Here is a 19,776-nt window from a genome sequence, read left to right on the forward strand (position 1 = left end):
CGCGAGCCGGGCACATGCGGATACATGAAGGGAACATAGGATACATGAGCGGGGCGCGGGCAGACAGCGAATGGACGAGGTAATGATTCTGGGCATGGTGGCGCTGGTGATGGCCGGCGCTACCCTGCCGGCGGTGGTCGCCCGGTTTTACCCGCCGGTACCGCGGCGGCGCGCTTCCTCGCCGCCGCGGGCGGTGGTGGTACTGGGGGCGGGGCGGCGCCGTGACGGTGAAGGGTACCGCCTCAACACACTGGGTCTGAAGCGGTTACGGGTGGCGCTGGAACTGGCCCGTGAGCGGCAATTGCCGTTGCTGCTTTGCGGTGGCGCTCCCGGCGGCCAACCTTTGCTGCCGGAGCAATCCGAGGCCGCGCTGATGGCCGAGGTGGTGCGCCGGCGCTGGCCGGACGCGCCCCTGATGCTGGAACAAGAGAGCCGCAATACCTGGCAAAACGCGGTGATGGTGGCCCGGATTCTGCGCCTTCGCGGTATCGAGAGCCTGATGTTGGTCACCGATCAGGCTCACCTGTGCCGTGCCACGCTTTGTTTTCAGGCCCAGGGTCTGGAAGTGACGCCTCACCCGGCTACCTTGTTGCCGCGCCGCCCCTGGATGCCCTCCGCCGGGGCGCTGTCGCAGATGCCGGTGATCTGGCGCGAATGGCTGGCGCTGATCTGGTATCACTGCAAATACCCGTTGTGACGATCGCGGTAAAAACGGCGCGGGTAAGCAACACGCTGATTCGCTGTCAGGCGGAGTGCCACCCGGCAGGTTGCCAAGGTCTGCACTGCAAAGCCGCTGTGGGAAGCTGGCTTGCCAGAGAATGGGTCTGAGATAGTACTCACACTGTATTCGCTGGCAAGCCAGCTTCCCACAGCGGCTTCGTGGCGACCTCTGAATGAACGTCATCAAAAGCTTGGCGGGTTTAGCGGGTAAGCGTTTACCAGATGGTCCTCACCAGCACATAGCTGAGCAGGGTCACCACCACGATGCCCACCAGGTTGAGGAGGAAGCCAGCGCGGATCATGTCGCCGATGCGCAGATGGCCGGTGCCGAAAACAATGGCGTTGGGTGGCGTCGCCACCGGCATCATGAAGGCGCAACTGGCGGCGATGGCGGCGGGAATCGCCAGCAGTTCCGGTGACATGCCCTGCGACACCGCCAGGGCGCCAAGCAGCGGCAGAAAAGCGGCGGCGGTGGCGGTGTTGGAGGTGACCTCGGTCAGAAAGATGATCACCATGACCACCATGCCGATCAACAGCACCAGCGGCAGGAAACCAAGCGCTCCCATGCCCTGGGCGATCCAGTCGGCGAGCCCGGTGGCGCGGATCTGAGCGGCCAGGGACAGGCCGCCGCCGAACAGCAGCAGCACGCCCCAGGGCAGCTTGCCGGCATGGCCCCAGCTCATCAGGAAATCCCGGTTCTTGAGGCTCACCGGCACCAGGAACAAGGCGATGGCCGCCGCCATGGCAATACTGGTGTCGTTGATTCCCGGCACGACTTTGGCGATCAAAGGCTGGAATACCCAGGCGAAGGCGGCGCACAAAAACACCACCGCGACCCCTTTTTCACCCCGGGACAACGGTCCCATCGCCTTGAGCTCGTTGTTGATCAGAGCGTCGCTGTCGGCCAGTTTTTCCGCTTTGCGCAGGCCGCCCCGGGTCAGCCACAGCCAGGTCACGACCAGCATCACCACCGACACCGGCACCCCCACCAGCATCCACTGGCCGAAGCCAATGTGAATATCGTAATTGTCCTTCAGAAAGGCAATCAGCAGCGCGTTGGGTGGCGTGCCGATCAGGGTGGCGATGCCGCCGATGCTGGCGGCGTAGGCGATGCCCAGCAACAGGCCGATGGAGAGACGTTCGCTGTGCGGATTGTCCTCGCCGAGCAAGGTGATCACCGACATGCCGATGGGCAGCATCATGATGGAGGTGGCGGTGTTGCTGACCCACATGCTGAGAAAGGCGGTGGCGAGCATGAAACCGGCCACCTGGTAGGCGGGTTGGCTGCCGACGGCGCGCAGGGTCATCAGGGCGATGCGCTTGTGCAGATTCCAGCGTTCCATGGCCAGCCCCAGCATGAAACCGCCGAGAAACAGAAAGATCGCCGGGTTGGCGTAGGGCGCGGACGCCTTGTCCACGGTGCTGATGCCCAGGGCGGGCGCCATCAGAATCGGCAGCAGGGAGGTGACCGGAATCGGGATTGCCTCGGTGGACCACCAGGTGGCCATTAACAAGGTCAGGCCCACGGTACGCCAGCCTGCTTCACTCAAGGTGCCGGGCGGATCGGTGAGCAGGCAGGCCAACAACAGCAGGGGGCCGAGAAACAGGCCGATCCAGGCGGCGATATCGGTGTCTTTCTTGATCTCGGCCTGATGCCGGGCAGCGTCGGTCATTGACCACTCCTGGGGCGCATAACGAAAAACAAACCAGTATGCGCTCAGGCCCGGACGCTGGGAATTAGACTTATCGCTAGGACGGCGGGGAGAGGCTCGCCGGGTCCAGAGTGCGCAAGGCGTCGAAATGGGTCAGAAAGATTCGGCCATGCAGGTGTTCCGGGAAGGGGGAGCGGCGCAAACGATCCATCACCGGGCCTTTGACCTCGGACAAATGCAGCGTGACACCGGCGTCCCCCAGCCGTTGATTGAGGCTTTCCAGGCTGTCCAGCGCGCTGGCGTCGATCTGGTTGACCGCCGAGCACAGCAGTACCACGTGGCGGACCTGGGGACGCTGCATCACGCCGTCGTAGATCTGATCCTCCAGATGGCGGGCATTGGCGAAGTAAAGAGACTCGTCCACCCGCAGCGACAGCACGGAGGGGGACACTTGCACCTGATGCCGCTGCACATTGCGGAAATGCTCGGTGCCGGGCACCTGGCCCAATTCCGCCACATGGGGCTGGCCGGTGCGCCACAGAAACAACAGCAGCGACGACAGCACCCCGGCGATCACGCCCACTTCCACGCCCATCAGCAGCACACCAGCCATGGTCACGGCCATGGCCAGGCCGTCCGCGCGGGAATAGCGCCAGGTGCGGGCCAGGGCGCCAAGGTCCACCAGGCTGAGCACGGCGACGATGATGGTGGCGGCCAGGGTGGCCTTCGGCAGAGCCTGGAACCAGGGCGTGAAGAACAGGGCAGTCAGGGCGATCCCCACGGCGGTGAGGATGCCAGCCAGGGGGCTGCGGGCACCGGCATCGAAATTCACCACCGAACGGGAGAAGCCGCCGGTAACCGGAAAACCGCCGCTCACCGCCGAAGCCAGGTTGGCCATGCCCAGGCCGGTCAGTTCCGCGTTGCTGTCGATGCGTTGACGGCGCTTGGCGGCCAGGGTCTGGGCCACCGACACCGATTCGACGAAGCCGATCAGGCTGATCAGCAAAGCCGGCAGCAGCAGTGCCCGCCACAGTTCCGCATCGAACGCAGGCAGACTCAGATCCGGCAGACCGCCGGGAATGGCGCCCACCGTGGCCACGCCTGCCTGATGCAGATTCAGGCCTTCCACCGCCAGGGTGGTGAGGATCACCGCCAGCACCGGCGCCGCCTTGCTGACAAGGTCCGCCGCCGACGCGGAAAGACGGGTGCGGGCGAGCAGGGATTTCAGGCCGGAGCGGGCCCAGAACAAGAACGCCAGAGTGAGCAGGCCGAGGACCACCGTGGTCCATTGAATCCGGCCGATTTGCGCCACCAGGCCCTCCCCCAGGGCCCACAGTGTGTCACCGTGCAAGGGAATACCCAGCAGATGTTTGAGCTGGCTGGCGGCGATCAGCAGACCGGAAGCGGAAATAAAACCGCCGATCACTGAATGACTGAGCAGGTTCGCCACCCAGCCGAGACGCAGCAGGCCCATGCCGACCAGCATCAGCCCGGAGAGCAACGCCAGTACCGTGGTGGCGAGCAGGAAAGTGGCGCTGTCACCGCCGGCCACCTGACCGGCGGCCGCGGCGGTCATCAATGAGATCACCGCCACCGGCCCCACCGCCAGGGTGCGACTGGAGCCGAACAGGGCGTAGGCCACCAGCGGCAGAATGCTGGCATAGAGCCCCATCTGCGCCGGAACACCGGCGAGTAGCGCGTAAGCCAGGCTCTGCGGGATCAGCATCAGGGTGACGATCACCGCCGCCAGGCCATCGGCGCTCAGATCCCGGCGCTGATAGCCGGCCAGCCAGCGTGACGCCGGCAGCCAGGACGGCAGTGACGGGCGGCGGCGAGGGGAGGCCGGACTCACCGTTGGTGAGCCCGGTAATGGAGCAGGGTCATTTGGTTGGACCGGTGAGCCATTCGTGGCCTTTCAGCATCAGGTCGAAATAGATGCGCGGCATGGCCTTGGCCTTGAGCCACCAATACAGCGAGCGGGCCTGGGTGGGGGCCAGCGGAAAAGTGGGCTGCAGTACGCCCTGGTAGCCGAATTCCGCCAGGATCACCTTGCCTTTTTCCACGGTCAGCGGGCAGGCGCCGTAGCCGTCATAGGCGGCGCCGGGGGACCGGCCGTCGAGCACCGACAGCAGGTTTCCGGCCAGTACCGGCGCCTGTTTGCGTACCGCCGCGGCGGTCTTGGCGTTGCTGGTGCCGGCCGCGTCGCCAAGGGCGAAGACATTGGCGAAGCGCGGATGTTGCAGGGTGGCCGGATCCAGATCGACCCAGCCGTTGCCGTTGGCCAGTGGGCTGTCAGCGACGAACGCCGGCGCTTTTTGTGGCGGTGTCACGTGCAACAGGTCAAAGCTCTCTTCCCGCTCCCGTGCGTTACCGTCCTGATCCTTGTCCACGAACCAGGCTTTGCGATGGCCCGCGTCCACCGCTTTCAGGGTGCTGCGGAAGTTCAGAGTGGCGCTGTAGCGCTGTACGTATTCCATCAACGGCGGCACGAAGTCGGCGACGCCGAACAGCGCCTCGCCGGCATTGTGGAAGTGCACGTCGATATTTGGCAGCGCGCCGCGTTGCTCCCAGTGATGGCAGGACAGGTACATGGCTTTTTGCGGCGCGCCGGCGCATTTGATGGGCATCGGCGGTTGCGTGAACAGGGCGCGGCCATGTTTCAGGTTCTGCACGCATTCCCAGGTATAGGGCGCATGCTCGAACAGGTAGTTACTGGTCACGCCGTTGTGGCCGAGGCTGTCGCGCAGGCCTTCCACCGCGTCCAGATCCAGTTCCAGGCCGGGGGCGACGACCAGCGCGCGATAGCCGAGGCGGTCGCCATCATCCAGGAGCACCTGGTTGCGCTCCGGATCGAAACCGGCGACCCGGGCCCGGATCCATTTGCTGCCTCGTGGCATCACCTGGGTCATCGGCCGGGCGGTATCGCGGCGGCGGAAGGCGCCGGCGCCGACCAAAGTCCAGGCGGGCTGGTAATAATGAGTGTCGCGCGGTTCCACCACCGCGACATTCAGGGACGGACGCCGCTTCAGCAGGCTGGCGGCGGCGGCCAGTCCACCGGCGCCACCGCCGATGATCAGCACATCCCAGTCGTTGGCCGGTGAACGGCGGGGGGCGTCAGCGCCTTGCCCCTGCTGCCAGCGTTGCTCCAGGCGGGAGCGCTGTTTTTCCAGGTCATAGCCGGCGGCGGTGGTGGTGGCGAGCACCGTTTGTGGGTCCAGCCGTGAGGACTGCGATAGTGCCCACAGTGTGCTGGAGCGGTTGCCGGTGCGGCAGAAAGCCATGACCGGCGCGCGATTGTCCGCCAGCAGTTGTCCGAAGCGCTGGATCTGATCGTCGCTGATTTCGCCCGGGGTGATTGGCAAATAGTAATATCGCAGGCCGGCTTCGGCGGCGGCTTCGGCCAGAGCCTCGCTGGCGGGCTGGTCCTCGCCTTCACCGTCCGGGCGGTTGTTGATGACGGTGTGAAAGCCGGCTTCGGCCAGGGCCTGCATATCCCCGGGCTGCAGCTGACCGGCCACCGAGATGGCCGGCGTCAGAGTCTTGTAGTCGTTCATTGCGCTCCGCTCTCGTGTCTCTTAAATCGAATTCAGTGGAATCTTCAGATAGTGGACGCCGTTGTCCTCCGCCGGTGGCAGATGGCCGGCGCGCATGTTGACCTGTACCGACGGCAGGATCAGGCGCGGCATACCCAGTCCGGCATCGCGGCTCTCGCGCATGGCGACGAACTGATCCTCACTGACCCCGTCGTGAACATGGATGTTGGCGCGCCGCTGCTCCTCCACGGTGGTTTCCCAGTGGTACTGCTCGCGTCCCTCGGGCAGGTAATCGTGACACAAAAACATGCGGGTCGAGCCGGGTAATTCCAAAAGTTTGCGCACCGACTGGTACAGGGTGCGGGCGTCACCGCCGGGGAAGTCACAACGGGCGGTGCCGTAGTCGGGCATGAACAGAGTGTCGCCGACGAATACCGCGTCGCCGATCCGGTGACTCATGCAGGCCGGAGTATGGCCCGGTGTGTGCAGGGCCACGGCTTCCAGATTACCAACCCGATAATGCTCGCCATCCTCGAACAGGTGATCGAACTGGCCGCCGTCACGGGCGAATTCGGAACCGGCGTTGAAGATCTTGCCGAAGGTGTCTTGCACCGTCCGGATATGAGAACCGATGGCGAGCTTGCCGCCCACCTGTTCCTGAATCCAGGGTGCCGCCGACAGATGATCGGCGTGGACGTGAGTCTCCAGCAGCCATTCCACGGTGAGGTCGTGCTCGCGCACGTAATCCACCAGCCGCTGGGCGCTGTCGTAACGGGTGCGCCCGGCGGCCGGGTCGTAGTCAAGCACTGAATCCACCACTGCGCAGTGCCGGGTATCCGGGTCGGTCACCACATAGCTGACGGTGTTGGTGTTGGTGTCGAAGAAACTTTGCACTTGCGGACCGGCCATGACCCTATCCATCCAAAACGTTGCGGGATGGCACCGTTATAGGGGGCACGGAAGCGAAAGTCAAATAAGTTATATGCTTATTCTATTTTGGAATAATTGGTTCAGGCCGGTTATAATGCCGGGGCGCCATAAAGGGCCTCGCCGTGGATCTGACGTCCGTTCTCAAAACGCATGATTTCACAGGCGAACGTCCGCTTGCCATTGGCGCTGGCGCTGGCGATGTAATGCACCACCAATTGCTGGCCCGGTTCGTCACAGATGGCGGCCACCAGCTCGAAGTGCAAACCTGGCCGGTCGGCCAATGCCGCTACCCAGTAATCGCGCAGTGCCGCCTTGCCCTGAATACGGCTGGTGCCGACGTAGGGCTCGGCCACCGCGCTGATGAACACCGCGTCGTCGCTGAAGGCGGACACGACCGCTTCCACATCCCCCCGGTTCCAGGCGGCGATCCAGTGGTCGGCGTGTGATTGCAAATCAGCGTGAGTAAGACGGTCTGGCATGGAACCTCCGGGCAGTAATCAGCAGGGAAATCCGAGTATGGTGCCTGGCGGGAATGGCCGTCACGGTACAGATGACGGCCGTTTGCGCGGTACTGATCAGGACGTGCCTTTGCGGCGGCCCGTCCCGCCAGCTAGCACTGCCATGGCCAGGGCCACCAGCAGCGTGGGCCAGACACCGGCCACCATGAAGGGAGTGCGGCCCTGGCGCGGCCGATATTCGCTGATCAGTACGCCGCGTTCGAATTGCGGTAATCGGTCACGTACCCGGCCATGCGCGTCGACCACCGCCGTGACACCGTTATTGGTACCGCGCAGCAGCCAGCGCCCGGTTTCCAGGGTGCGCATGCGGGTCATCTGGAAATGCTGCAAGGGTCCGGCGGAGTGGCCGAACCAGGCATCGTTGCTGATGGTCAGCAGCACATCAGCATTGCCGGTGCGCTCCGCCACCTGGGCCGGATAGAGCATCTCGTAGCAGATCGCCGGCGCGATTTCCTGGCCCAGGGCGAACAGGTTGGGCTGGGCGGGGTGGCCCGGCGTGAAGCTGGACATGGGCAGATCAAAGAAGGGAATCCAGCCGCGGATCAGGCCCTCCAGCGGCACGTATTCGCCGAACGGAACCAGCTTCTGCTTGTGATAAACACCATCGTGGCCGGTGCCCACCACCGCCACGCTGTTGTGGTATCGCGGTGGGTAGGTGCTGGCATCGCGCCAGGGCAAACCACTGACCAGGGCACCGCCCCTGGCGGCGATCCGTTCGCCCTCGCCATCCACGAAGCCGCGAATATCCTGATAGAACTCGATCATCGCCGACTCCGGCCAGATCACCAGGGTGTCCTCCGGCAGATCGGCGCTAAGCGAGTGGTAGATCTTCTGGGTCTCGTCGCGCATGGTGGCCAGCCACTTCAGGTCCTGCGGGATGTTGCCCTGCACCAGAGCCACCTGTTGCGACGGACCGGAAGGGTGGGTGAAGGCATGGCGGCCGGCCAGCAGGGCCGCCGTCACCAGAATCAGTACCACCGCCACGGCCGCTCTGGCGCTGACCCGTGGCCGGGCCAGATCCACCACGGTGGCGGAGGCCAGCACCAGCGTCAGAGTGAGGGCCCAGACGCCGCCCAGCGGCGCCAACCCGGCCAGTGGCGTATCGATGGCGGCGTAACCGGCATAGAGCCAGGGGAACCCGGTCAACAGCCAGCCACGCACCCAGTCCAGCACCAGCCAGGTGCCGGCGAACACCATGGCGCGGGTGCCGCGCCGCTTGGTGAACCAGAAAGCCAGCCCATAAAACAGGGCCAATCCCATGGCGAACACGGCGGTGAATGGAATCGACATCCATAACGGCATGAAGCCGTAATCGGTCATTGAAACGTGCAGCCAACTGATTCCAAAGCCGAACATGCCGACGCCATACAGCCAACCCGCGGCAAAGGCCCGCCCCGGAGTTGGCGACCGCACCAGGGCGGTATAACCGAGAGCGGCGCTGACCAGCACCAGTGGCCACAGATCGTAGGGGGCAAAGGCGAGGGGAAACAGTAGCCCCGCGATCAGGGCGAGCAGCAGGTTGGGCATGGTTGTCGGCGATCCCCAAATGAACTCGGAAACAGGGCGTAACGGTTGGCCCCAGCATAGTGAGGCCACGTTATACGCAAATTAATCGCCTTGCGCCATGGGGCCCTGTCTCTGAGTTGGTATGGAGCTTGCAACGCTTGGGGAACCTTTGAAAAACACCTCGTCATCCCGGGCTTGACCCGGGATCCCCCTCTGGAGGGTGCATCACTCCGTAGCGGGAGATGCCGGATCGAGTCCGGCATGACGTTTTTCCGAGGCTTGTTAGCAGGAGAGTGTGCCGTGACAGGAGAGATACCGTGGATAAACAGCAAATGACCGACCTTATTGTCACCGCCAAGGCAAAGCGGGGACTGACCTGGGAAAAGATGGGCGAGGACCTGGGGATGTCGCCGGTATGGCTGGCGTCCGCCTGCCTTGGCATGAATGGCGCGCCGCCGGAAAAAGCCATGGCGATCACCGAGTACCTGGGGCTGGACCAGGGCGTGGCCAGGGCATTGGAAGCGTTTCCCACAAAAATCTGGGACCAGACCGTGCCGACGGACCCGTTGATCTACCGGTTCTACGAAATCGCGGGGGTTTATGGCACCACGCTGAAAGAGGTGATCCAGGAAAAATTCGGCGACGGCATCATGAGCGCCATCGACTTCACCATGGAAGTGGACAAACAGGAAGACCCCAAGGGAGACCGTGTGGTGGTGACCATGAACGGAAAATTCCTGCCCTACAAGCATTGGTGACGGCCCCTCCGGGGTGACCGCCATGGACGGCGGTCATAAAAAACGCCGGGAAAGATAGCCCCTGCCGTGGGAAGCGGCCTTGGCCGCGAATACGCCTTCCAGTGATTGACGATTCGCTTGCAAGCAAGCTCCCCACAACGGCTCTGTAGAGTGGCCTCCGAATCTATGTCTCCAAGGCTCCGAAGGATTATTCCGGTGAGGCATCCAGTGTCGGGTCCTCTTGCCGGTGGGTAACCCGCAGCAAGCGGATGGTGCGGCCGTCGGCGCTTAACACGGTGAACTGAAACGGCCCCAACTCGATGGATTCATCGCGGCCGGGCAGGCGGCCGAAGGCGTGCATCACCAGACCACCGATGGTGTCGAACTCGTCGTCGCTGAGCTCGCACTGGAAGTGTTCGTTGAAATCCTCGATCGGCGTCAGGGCCTTGACGGTGTGTTCGCCGTTCTCCAGATCCTTGATCAGGTAATCGTCTTCCTCGATGTCGTGCTCATCCTCGATCTCGCCGACGATCTGTTCCAGCACATCCTCGATGGTGACCAGGCCGGCGATGCCGCCGTACTCGTTGACCACGATGGCCATGTGATTCTTGGTGATGCGGAATTCCCGCAGTAACGAATCCAGTCGCTTGGACTCGGGGACCACCATGGCGGAGCGCAGATGATCCTTGATCTGGAAGCGCTCCATGCGGGCCGGTTCCATAATCAGCGCCAGCAGGTCCTTGGCGAGCAGGATGCCGACGACCTCGTCCGGATCGTCGCCAATAACCGGGAAGCGGCTGTGGGCGCATTCGATGATGGTGGGCAGGAAATCGCGGGGATCGCTGCTGGCACGGATGCTGACCATCTGCGTGCGCGGGATGAGGATCTCCCGGACCTGCATGTCGCTGACGCCGATGGCGCCTTCGATGATGCCAAGCGTGTCACCGTCAATGACGTGACTGTCGCGCATGGAGCGCATCAGATCCAGCAATTCCTCCCGGGAACCGGGAGTGGAAGTGAAGAACTGGCCAACGCGCTCCAACCAACTTCGACCGTTGTTCTGGTCTGAATAGTCGTCCGACATCAGGGGTAGTGCTCCATGTTATGGTTTCGGTGTTATGGGTTGTGAAGTCATGGGGGCAGCGAGTTATACGGATCTGGAAAGCCCTGGCCGGCAAGGGCGAGGACCTCCAGGGACTCCATCTGTTCGGCGTCGTCATCGTCGATATGATCGTAACCCAGCAGATGGAGTACACCGTGGACGACCATATGCGCCCAGTGCGCTTCCACGGTTTTGTTTTGCTCCGAGGCCTCGCGCCGGACCACGTCCGCGCAAATAATGATATCCCCCAGCAGCGGGGCGATGGCGTCATCGGGCAGGCCTTCGGGCATGTCGAAAGGGAAGGACAGCACATTGGTGGGTTTGTCCTTGCCCCGGTAGTCACGGTTGAGAACGCGGATTTCCTCGTCGTCGACGATCCGCAGGGTGATATCACCGACCACGCCGCCGGCCGCTTCCGCGGCGGCCAGGGCCCAGCGCTGCAAGTCGTTTTCGTCCGGTGCGTCCGGGGCATCCGTGGCCCACTGGATATCAACGGTTGGGGTCGGTATTCCGTTCATGACGGTCGTAAGCTTCCACGATACGTTGGACCAGCGGGTGGCGAACCACGTCGCGGCTGTCGAAACGGGTCACGCCGATGTCCTGTTCGTCGGCCAGTACCTCGAGCGCGTTGACCAGCCCCGAGCGCTGGTGGCGCGGCAGATCCACCTGGGTGACGTCACCGGTGATCACCGCCCGGGAGCCAAAGCCGATCCGGGTCAGGAACATTTTCATTTGTTCCGGCGTGGTGTTCTGGGCTTCGTCCAGAATCACGAAACTGCTGTTCAGGGTGCGTCCGCGCATATACGCCAGTGGAGCCACTTCGATGACGTTGCGGTCCATCAGTTTGGCCACGTTTTCGAAGCCCAGCATTTCGTAGAGAGCGTCATAGAGCGGGCGCAGATAGGGGTCGATCTTTTCCGCCAGATCTCCGGGCAGGAATCCCAGCTTCTCCCCGGCCTCCACCGCCGGCCGTACCAGCAGAATACGCTGGATCTCGGCGCGCTCCATGGCGTCCACGGCGCAGGCCACCGCCAGCCAGGTCTTGCCGGTGCCGGCCGGGCCGATGCCGAAATTGATATCGTGGCGACGGATATTGCGCACATACTCGCGCTGGTGGGCACCGCGCGGCCGGATCCGGGCGCGTTTGGTGCGGATTACCATGTCGTCGCTGGGGAAGGCCACGGTATTGTCCAGCTTGTCGGTCAGACCGGATTGCTGCAGGTGCAAATGGACCAGCTCCGGTGTGATATCGGTGCCATCAACGGTCTGATCGTAAAGATCGTGCAGAACCGAACTGGCGGCCTTTACCGAACGTTCGTCGCCGGACAGGTGAAATTCATTGCCGCGATTGTGGATATCCACGCTCAAGCGCTTGGCGATCTGCTTGATGTGCTCGTCCAGCCGGCCACAGAGATTGGCGAGCCGCTGGGAATCGTAGGGTTCGAGACGGAGTTTCTGGGAAGCGAGTGGTGTGTCCAAGTTGGAAAGCGAGGCCCCGCGGGCGGTTGCGATGGATTCAGCATACCCCGAAAAGCGCTTTTGGGGGAAGATTTCCCGGCACTGTAGCCTGCCCGCCGGGGAGCAGGCAAGGGGCGATGCTCCGGTGGTGCGCCGGCCGGCGCCGGGCCTCAGGCCGGCGCTACCTGGGGACCCAGGTCGCCGTCGCAGGTGACGGTCTGCAAACGCCGGGGCAGCAGGTACAGGGCGGGGTGCCGTTCAGGATCGAGGGCGTCCCAGCGCACCCGGTCCAGCTCCACTTCAAGTACCTCACCGCCCCAACCCTGGGGTTCGAGTTCCACCGTCACGGTACCGCCGAACACGCTGCGTCCGGCCACCCGCACCGGCAAATGGGCGGCCTCGGTGGGTGCCGCCGCCAGATCCGCTTCGTGGGGGCGCAAATAGAGCGTGAGGGCGCCGTCCGGGCAGGCGCCATGGGTGTCGAGGCGCAGAAAAGCGTCGCCGGAGCGCCAGTTGTGGCCATCGTAGAGCCCTTCCAGACTGTTGATGTGGCCGAGGAAGTCGAACACGAAGCGGCTGGCTGGCTGCTCGTACACCTGTAATGGCGACCCCATCTGTTCCACTCGTCCCTGGCTCATCACCACCACCTTGTCGGAGACCTCCATGGCCTCTTCCTGGTCGTGGGTGACGAAGATGCTGGTTACCGAAATCTGTTCGTGCAGACGCCGCAACCAGCGACGCAGGTCCTTGCGGACCTTGGCGTCCAGGGCGCCGAACGGCTCATCCAGCAGCAGCACTTCCGGCTTCAGCGCCAAGGCCCGGGCCAGGGCCACTCGCTGTTTCTGGCCACCGGACAGTTGCGCGGGGTAGCGCCTGGCCAGATTATCCAGCTGCACCAGACTCAGCAGATCGCGCACCCGGTCGCGGATGTCGCCGCGCGAGGGGCGCTCGGCGCGTGGTAACAGTCGCAGCCCGAAGGCAATGTTGTCGGCCACGGTGAGATGGCGGAACAGGGCGTATTGCTGGAACACGAATCCGACCCGGCGGCGGCGTGCGTCCAGATGGGTGACATCCTCGTTGTTGAACCGCACCCGGCCGCTATCCGCCCGTTCCAGACCGGCGATGATCCGCAGCAGCGTGGTCTTGCCGGAGCCGGACGGTCCCAACAGGCCCACCAGCTGATTGGTCGGCACGTCCAGGGAGATGTCGTGCAAGGCGGTGAAGGCGCCGAAGGATTTGCGGATGTTTTCGACTTGAATGCTCACTTTCTGGCTTTCCTTTAAACGCGTTGACGCCATTCCAGCACGGTTTTCAGCAACAAGGTGATCAAGGCCATGGCGGCCAACAGCCCGGCGGCGGTGAAGGCCCCGACGGTGTTGTAGTCCTCGTGCAACATCTGGATCAACAGCGGCAGGGTCAAGGTTTCGCCGCGAATCAGGCCGGATACCACGCTGACCGCGCCGAATTCTCCCACCGCCCGGGCATTGGTGAGCACCACGCCATAAAGCAGGGCCCAACGGATCTTCGGCAGAGTCACATACCAGAACACCTGCCAGCCGGAGGCGCCCATCAACACCGCCGCTTCCTCCTCGTCCTGGCCCTGGCTCTGCATCAGCGGAATCAGCACCCGGGCGACGTAGGGACAAGACACGAAAATGGTCACCATCACCATGCCCGGCAGGGCGAACATCAGTTGTACGTTCCAGTCGCTCAGCCATTGGCCCAGCAGGCTCTGACTGCCGTACACCACCAGATAGCAGAGGCCGGCCACCACCGGCGACATGGCGAAAGGAATATCGATCAGGGTGGTGAGCAGTTTGCGACCGCGAAACTCATAGTGGGTCACGCACCAGGCCAGCAGGATACCGAACAGCAGATTCACCGGCACGGTGATGGCCGCCACCACCAGAGTGAGGCGGATGGCGTGACCCATGTCGCTGCTGGAGAGGGCCTCAAGCACCGGCGCCACGCCCTGGGCGAAGGCCTGTTGCAGGATCAACGCCAGCGGTAACACCAGCATCAGAATGACGGCGGCGAAGGCGGCGGCGATCAGTGCCCATTGGTGCCAGTATCGAGGCATGCGCGAGCGGCTCCGTGTTCGGGGGAAGCGGGGCCCCGATTCTATATTCCGTATCAGCAAAATACAGTGCTGTTTTAGATCCTTTCGGCATCGCGTTAGATCGCCGGTTACCTGAATGCCACCGTTCTTTATTTTTTATTACATCCGGACGCTGCCCTCGTGGGTATCAAGCAGGGGCCGAGATGGTCCCGTCCGGGCTCCGTGCCCGAACCGATACCCACTCAAGGAGAAAGGCATGAACTCGAAAGGCAAAGGTTTGTGGGGGCTCTCACCGTTGGTGGTAGCCGTGGCGCTGGCCGCGTGCGGCGGCGACAATGATCGACGCCCGGCCACGGGCGACGGCGATTTCCAGACCGCGCCCCTGCTGGTAATGCACAATGGCGGCGATAGCGTGGGCCGGATCGACCGGTTGGATGGTGATCTGAATGTGGTGGCCACCTTTAACGCGGGCGCCAACGAGGGCATTGCCCTGGACCGGCTCGGTAATCTCTATGCCGCCGATGACAGCAGCGGCGCCCCCAGCCGCTTGCAGGCCCTGCACAGGATCGCCGGACGCCAGGATGGCTCCAGCCCCAACGCCGCGCTTGATCGTGACTTCGAGGCGGCCGGCTCGATGACTCTGAAAGGGATCGCCATCGCACATGAAGCAGGGCTGGTGATGGCCGCCAATACCGGTGGCAACAGCATAGAGGTATACGGCACCGCCGCCGGTGCCGGAGCCGTCCCCCTGGCCAGCACCGCTCTGGCCGGCAACGCCTGGGATCTGGCCTATGACGAGGCCGCCGACCGGCTGTTCCTGGCCATGACCAACGGCACCGTGATTGTCATCGACGACTACGTGGAAGGCGGCTTCATGGGTACACCGGCGCGCACCATCACCCCGGACAGCGCCGGTTCCGTCTCCAATATCCATGGCATTGCCTACCGGGCGGACACCGACACTCTGGTGATCACCGACGTGGGTGACGCGGCGGTGGCTGATGATGGCCGTCTGTATGTGATCGAAGGTGCCGCCAGCGCTGACGGCATGGTAACCCCTGCGCGCACGCTGGCCGGTCCGGCCACCTCTCTGGGCAATCCCGTGGATCTGATCCTGAATGGTGACACCGCTTACATCGCCGAGAAGTCCAACGACGCGGTGCTGATTTACCGGAACGTATTCAGCGGTGAGTCCGGAGACGTGGCCCCCGACCGGATCGTGGACAGCACCAAACCAGAATCCCTGGCGCTGGTCTTGTCGCCGGATATCGGCGCGGATCTGTCCGACATCGATACTGTCGGCACTGTCTTCACCGGCCTGGCGGTGACCAGCAATCCACCCGCTGCGCCTGGTGACCCGGATGTGCTCATACTGGATACCGGGCTGACCGCCCCGCAGAGAGCGTTTACCTCCGGCCTGGACCGGGAGAGCCTGGCGTTTAACCAGTTGGGTGATGCTTACGTGAGCTATGACACGGGGGTGGGCGTGATCAACCATCTGGCCAGCGGCCGCGACGGCGAGACCTTCAGTCACAGCCGGGACCGGGTGATCGAGGGCGGCAACACCGGCCTGTCCGCGCCCAAGGGTTTTGATGTGGCCGACGGCCCGGGCTGGGTACTGGTCGCCGATCAGGGCGACCCCGCGGTACGGGTGTTCGGTGCTCAGGCTGGCGGTGATGTGGCGCCGCTGTTCACCATCACCCTGAGCGTGGCGCCGTGGGATCTGGACTATGATCCGGATGGCGACCGCCTCTATGTGGCTCTCACCGATGGCACCGTGGCGGTGTTCGACAGCTTCAGCCTGGCTCGCGGCGCCGATGGCCCGGACCGCGTTATCATCCCCGCCGAGGGAGGCACTGCCTTTGCCGCGCCTACTAATCTGCACGGCATTGTACATGTCGCGGCCAGCGATCAATTGATTGTCTCCGACGTGGGCAGCGGCACCAATCCCACCGACGGCAAGCTCTACGTGCTGGATAACGCCAGCAGCGCCGATGATATTACCAATGTATCGGTGCGCATCGACGACAACGACAACAATGCCGTGGGTAACACTCTGCTTGGCAACCCGGTGGACATCGCCTTTGACGGCCAGCATTTGTACGTGGCGGAGAAATCCCAGGGCAAGGTGCTGCGTTTCGACCACATCCTGGATTCCACCGGCGGGGATGTGGCGCCGTCGGTGAGCTATGACCAGGCGTCACCGGAGTCGGTGTCGCTGATCACGGTTCTTCCGGGTAACACGCCTGAATAAGGTGAGGCAGGCCGCTCCGGCGGCCGGCTTTGCCGGCATTGACACGATCTTCTCGCGCCGGCCTTCAAGATTTCGGCAGACACCCTCGTGAGGCCACATCTTGGAAGCCGGCCATGGATGACGATCAGCAGCATCTGGAACAAGGCAATGCCCTTATGCTGGCCTGTGCCGGTGGCGACCGGGATGCGTTCCAACGACTTTATTCCATCGAAGCACCGCGCATGCTGGCTCTGGCACGCCGTTTCACTGGTGAGCAGGCGGCGGCGGAGGACGCGGTACAGGACACCTTCGTCCAGGTCTGGCGCAACGCTCACCGCTTCCGGCGGGAGCGGGGCAGCGCCAGGGCCTGGTTGTACAGCCTGTTGCGCTATCGGCTCATCAACCAGCAGCGGCGCGGCGGGCAAATCGGACACCAGGGGTTACCCGGCGACGATTGGCCCGACCCGGCTCCCTCTCCGGAGCAGTGCTCTCTGCTGGCGGACCGTGATCGCCGCCTGCTCGATTGTCTGCGCGGCTTGCGGGGTGAGCGTCGACGTCCGATTCTGATGGCGTTTTATCACGGCCTTACCTATGAGCAGATCGCGGAAGCTCTGGCGGTGCCCGCGGGTACCATAAAAAGCCGGGTGAGATCCGGCCTGAAAGGCCTTCAGGAGTGTCTGCGGCTATGATTCCCCAGGATCACGAAGAGCGTCGCTTACTGATTGCCGAGTATGTGCTCGGCCTGCATCGCGGCGAGCGGGCGGCGGAAATCAAACGCTGGCTGGCGGAGGACGACGAGGCCGGGCGGCTCGCCCGGCGCTGGCGTGAGCACTGGGTGGGCGCCGCGGATTTACTGCCGCCGGCGCGGCCGCCGGCGCGACTGTGGCGGCGGGTGGCTTGGGAAACCGGACTGGCGCGCCCCTGGTGGCGCAGCGGCTGGGCCAGTGTGGCGGTATGGCGCACGGTGAGCGCGGCTCTGCTGGTGGCGGTGGTGCTGCTGGTCGGGCCGCTGCGCCAACCGGCGCCAGTCTACACCGCGGTGCTGCAGGCTCCCGGCGAGTCGGCCCGCCCGGGCTGGCGCATCACCGTCTCCGACGCTGGTGATCTGCGGCTCACGCCGCTGGTGAAAGGGCAGTACGCGGCGGACCGCAGCGTGCAGTTCTGGACCCTGGCGGAAGCGGACAAGGGGCCGCGCTCACTGGGCCTGGTGGAGCCGGGCAGGAGTCTGGTGATTCCGGCCAGCCGGGTGGGCGGTGTGGAAAGTGGCCAGCTGTTCGAGCTGACCCTGGAACCAGAGGGAGGATCGCCCGAGGACCGGCCCACCGGGCCGGTGCTGTTTATTGGCCGTGCGGTGGCGTTGTAGGTTGGAACATCAGCCGCCCCGCCAACGGCGAACCAGACGGGATTGGATGGACTGAATGCCGAACAACAGCACCAGGGAGGCGATCAGAATGATCGAAGCCAGGGCGCTGGCGGAGGCAAAATCGTATTCTTCCAGGCGGATATTTACCAGCAAGGAGACGATCTCGGTTTCGTAAGGCAGATTGCCGGCAATGAAAATCACCGCGCCGTATTCACCCAGACTGCGGGTGAAGGCGAGGCCGGTGCCGGTGAGCAAAGCCGGAGTCAATTGTGCCAGGATCACCTTGAAGAAACTGGCGGTGGGCGAGGCGCCCAGGGTGGCGGCGGCTTCCTCCACGTCGGGGGTCAGGTCCTCCAGTACCGGCTGCACGGTACGGACCACGAACGGCAGGCTGGTGAAGCTCATGGCGATCATGATACCGACCCAGGAGTAAGACACCTTCACGCCGGCGATCGAGAACCACTGTCCCAGCCAGCCATTGTCGGCGAACAGCGCTGCCAGGGTCAGGCCGGCCACCGCGGTGGGCAACGCGAATGGCAGATCCACCAGCGCGTCCATCAGCCGCCGGCCGGGAAAACGATAGCGGGTGATCACCCAGGCCAGCAGCAGGCCGACGATGGCGTTGATGACGCTGGCGCCGGCGGCGGAAAGTACCGTGACCTTGAAGCTGGCGAGACTGCGCGGATGGCTGATCACCCCCCAGTAGTTGTCCCAGCCCATGCCGGCCACATGCATGGCCAGCCCGGACAGAGGCAACAGGATCACCAGGCAGATAAACAGCACGCTCAGCGAGAAGCTGAGCGTGAAGCCCGGCAGAACCGAGTGGCGGGTGCGCAGCAGAGCGATCAATTAACGCAGGCTCCGTGCCTTGGCTTGCAGCTTGTCGAGCATGCCGCCGGAGGCGAAGTGCTGGTCGGTCACGTTTTCCCAGGAACCGAAGTAGTCTTCCACCTTGAGCAGCTTCACCGGCGGGAAACGGTCGGCGCTTTCCGCCACCACTTTTTCGTTGTGCACGCGGTAGTTGAAGGACGCCAGCAGCCGTTGGATCTCTTCGCTGTAGAGGAAGTCCAGGTAGGCGGTAGCCACTTTGCGGGTGCCTTTGTCGTCCACCACCTTGTCCACCACGGTGACCGGGAATTCCGCCAGGATCGAGGTCTTCGGTACCACCACTTCATAGTCGCCGGTGCCGTATTCCTTGCGGATGTTGTTCACCTCCGACTCGAAGCTGATCAACACATCGCCGATTTCACGTTCGGCGAAGGTGACGGTGGCGGCGCGCCCACCGGAGTCGAATACCGATACGTTGGACAGGAAATGAGCCATGTAATCCTTGACCTTGTCCTCGTCGCCGTCAAAACGCTCCACCGCGCTCATCCAGGCGGCCAGATAGGTGTAGCGGCCATTGCCGGAGGTTTTCGGGTTGGGGAACACCACATCGACGTCGTCCCGGGCCAGATCGGCCCAGCCCTGAATGTTCTTCGGGTTGCCCTTGCGCACCAGAAAGGCGGTGGTGGAATAGTAGGGGCTGGAGTTGTTCGGCAGGCGCTGGTTCCAGTCCGCCGGAATCAGATTACCCAGGTCGTGCAGGACATTGACGTCGGTGACCTGGTTGAAGGTCACCACATCGGCCTTCAGGCCCTGCAAAATGGCGCGGGCCTGCTTGGAAGAGCCGGCATGGGATTGCTTGATGGTGACGTCCTCGCCGGTTTCCGCTTTCCAGTGTTCCTGGAATTTCGGATTGATGGCGGCGAACAGCTCCCGGGCAATGTCATAGGAACTGTTCAACAGGGTTTGTTGCGCGGTCCCCAGCGAGGCCAGGGACAGCAGGACGGCGGTCAACAAGACGCGCATCTCGGGCTCCTTGAATGGTGAGTCATAAAGGGCTCATTTTATATAACCAACCTTAAGGTTAAAGGGGTTGGTTATACCAAATTGCCATTCGTATATGCGTTTAGGGAGCCTTTG

The 19,776-nt window shown here is 63.5% G+C and carries 18 protein-coding genes; 5 read left to right on the plus strand and 13 right to left on the minus strand.

Going from position 1 to position 19,776, the window contains the following annotated elements:
- Positions 1-70: 70 nt before the first annotated feature.
- Positions 71-697 (plus strand): YdcF family protein, encoded by a 627-nt coding sequence (locus E0L37_RS02740; RefSeq protein WP_133490286.1) that lies wholly within the window; start codon positions 71-73, stop codon positions 695-697.
- 238 nt (positions 698-935) lie between these two features.
- Here E0L37_RS02740 and E0L37_RS02745 read toward each other — a convergent pair whose 3' ends face one another.
- The 6 genes from E0L37_RS02745 to lnt form a co-directional block, all read right to left on the minus strand.
- A complete protein-coding gene (locus E0L37_RS02745; protein WP_133490287.1) occupies positions 936-2,393 on the minus strand; it encodes a DASS family sodium-coupled anion symporter in 1,458 nt (485 codons plus the stop codon).
- Between the two features lie 76 nt (positions 2,394-2,469).
- Entirely contained in the window at positions 2,470-4,224 is a 1,755-nt protein-coding gene (locus E0L37_RS02750) for a SulP family inorganic anion transporter (RefSeq protein ID WP_133490288.1), read from the minus strand.
- 28 nt (positions 4,225-4,252) lie between these two features.
- Positions 4,253-5,926, minus strand: a complete 1,674-nt coding sequence (locus tag E0L37_RS02755; protein WP_133490289.1) for a bifunctional protein tyrosine phosphatase family protein/NAD(P)/FAD-dependent oxidoreductase — start codon at positions 5,924-5,926, stop codon at positions 4,253-4,255.
- Between the two features lie 21 nt (positions 5,927-5,947).
- Positions 5,948-6,814, minus strand: coding sequence for an MBL fold metallo-hydrolase (locus E0L37_RS02760; protein WP_133490290.1), 867 nt, complete (start codon positions 6,812-6,814; stop codon positions 5,948-5,950).
- Positions 6,815-6,924: 110 nt separating this feature from the next.
- Positions 6,925-7,314, minus strand: coding sequence for a nuclear transport factor 2 family protein (locus E0L37_RS02765; RefSeq protein ID WP_133490291.1), 390 nt, complete (start codon positions 7,312-7,314; stop codon positions 6,925-6,927).
- A gap of 96 nt (positions 7,315-7,410) precedes the next feature.
- Positions 7,411-8,880, minus strand: a complete 1,470-nt coding sequence (gene lnt / locus E0L37_RS02770) for an apolipoprotein N-acyltransferase (protein WP_133490292.1) — start codon at positions 8,878-8,880, stop codon at positions 7,411-7,413.
- Between the two features lie 296 nt (positions 8,881-9,176).
- Between lnt and cynS the strand changes: the two genes are divergently transcribed.
- The gene (cynS, locus tag E0L37_RS02775) at positions 9,177-9,617 is read left to right on the plus strand and encodes a cyanase (RefSeq protein WP_133490293.1); all 441 of its coding nucleotides are present in this window, start codon (positions 9,177-9,179) and stop codon (positions 9,615-9,617) included.
- Positions 9,618-9,804: 187 nt separating this feature from the next.
- Here cynS and E0L37_RS02780 read toward each other — a convergent pair whose 3' ends face one another.
- The 5 genes from E0L37_RS02780 to cysW form a co-directional block, all read right to left on the minus strand.
- Positions 9,805-10,680, minus strand: a complete 876-nt coding sequence (locus E0L37_RS02780) for an HlyC/CorC family transporter (protein WP_133490294.1) — start codon at positions 10,678-10,680, stop codon at positions 9,805-9,807.
- 47 nt (positions 10,681-10,727) lie between these two features.
- Positions 10,728-11,216 carry an rRNA maturation RNase YbeY gene (gene ybeY, locus E0L37_RS02785; RefSeq protein WP_133490295.1) on the minus strand — a complete coding sequence of 163 codons (489 nt, stop codon included), beginning with the start codon at positions 11,214-11,216 and terminating at the stop codon, positions 10,728-10,730.
- Positions 11,188-12,177 (minus strand): PhoH family protein, encoded by a 990-nt coding sequence (locus E0L37_RS02790; RefSeq protein WP_133490296.1) that lies wholly within the window; start codon positions 12,175-12,177, stop codon positions 11,188-11,190. The genes ybeY and E0L37_RS02790 overlap by 29 nt, the downstream gene beginning before the upstream one ends.
- 149 nt (positions 12,178-12,326) lie before the next feature.
- Positions 12,327-13,421 (minus strand): sulfate/molybdate ABC transporter ATP-binding protein, encoded by a 1,095-nt coding sequence (locus E0L37_RS02795; protein ID WP_133490297.1) that lies wholly within the window; start codon positions 13,419-13,421, stop codon positions 12,327-12,329.
- A gap of 14 nt (positions 13,422-13,435) precedes the next feature.
- Positions 13,436-14,236: a sulfate ABC transporter permease subunit CysW gene (cysW, locus tag E0L37_RS02800; RefSeq protein WP_055098741.1), complete on the minus strand. Its 801-nt coding sequence runs from the start codon at positions 14,234-14,236 to the stop codon at positions 13,436-13,438.
- Positions 14,237-14,471: 235 nt separating this feature from the next.
- On the opposite strand from cysW, the gene E0L37_RS02805 reads away from it, so the two are divergent.
- The 3 genes from E0L37_RS02805 to E0L37_RS02815 all read left to right on the plus strand — a co-directional run bounded on the left by E0L37_RS02805 (position 14,472) and on the right by E0L37_RS02815 (position 17,811).
- A complete protein-coding gene (locus E0L37_RS02805) occupies positions 14,472-16,469 on the plus strand; it encodes a YncE family protein (protein WP_133490298.1) in 1,998 nt (665 codons plus the stop codon).
- A 113-nt stretch (positions 16,470-16,582) separates the two neighbouring features.
- Positions 16,583-17,137 carry an RNA polymerase sigma factor gene (locus E0L37_RS02810; protein WP_022996065.1) on the plus strand — a complete coding sequence of 185 codons (555 nt, stop codon included), beginning with the start codon at positions 16,583-16,585 and terminating at the stop codon, positions 17,135-17,137.
- A complete protein-coding gene (locus E0L37_RS02815) occupies positions 17,134-17,811 on the plus strand; it encodes an anti-sigma factor domain-containing protein (protein WP_133490299.1) in 678 nt (225 codons plus the stop codon). Before E0L37_RS02810 ends, E0L37_RS02815 begins: the two co-directional genes overlap by 4 nt.
- Positions 17,812-17,820: 9 nt before the next feature.
- On the opposite strand, the gene cysT is transcribed toward E0L37_RS02815, so the two are convergent.
- Both cysT and cysP read right to left on the minus strand, forming a co-directional pair.
- On the minus strand, positions 17,821-18,660 hold the full coding sequence (gene cysT / locus E0L37_RS02820; RefSeq protein WP_133490300.1) for a sulfate ABC transporter permease subunit CysT: 840 nt from the start codon (positions 18,658-18,660) through the stop codon (positions 17,821-17,823).
- Positions 18,661-19,662 (minus strand): thiosulfate ABC transporter substrate-binding protein CysP, encoded by a 1,002-nt coding sequence (gene cysP, locus E0L37_RS02825; protein WP_133490301.1) that lies wholly within the window; start codon positions 19,660-19,662, stop codon positions 18,661-18,663.
- Between the last annotated feature and the right edge of the window lie 114 nt (positions 19,663-19,776).

Origin of the sequence: Alcanivorax sp. 24 (genome assembly GCF_004360225.1) — a bacterium.
GTDB lineage: Bacteria > Pseudomonadota > Gammaproteobacteria > Pseudomonadales > Alcanivoracaceae > Alloalcanivorax > Alloalcanivorax xiamenensis.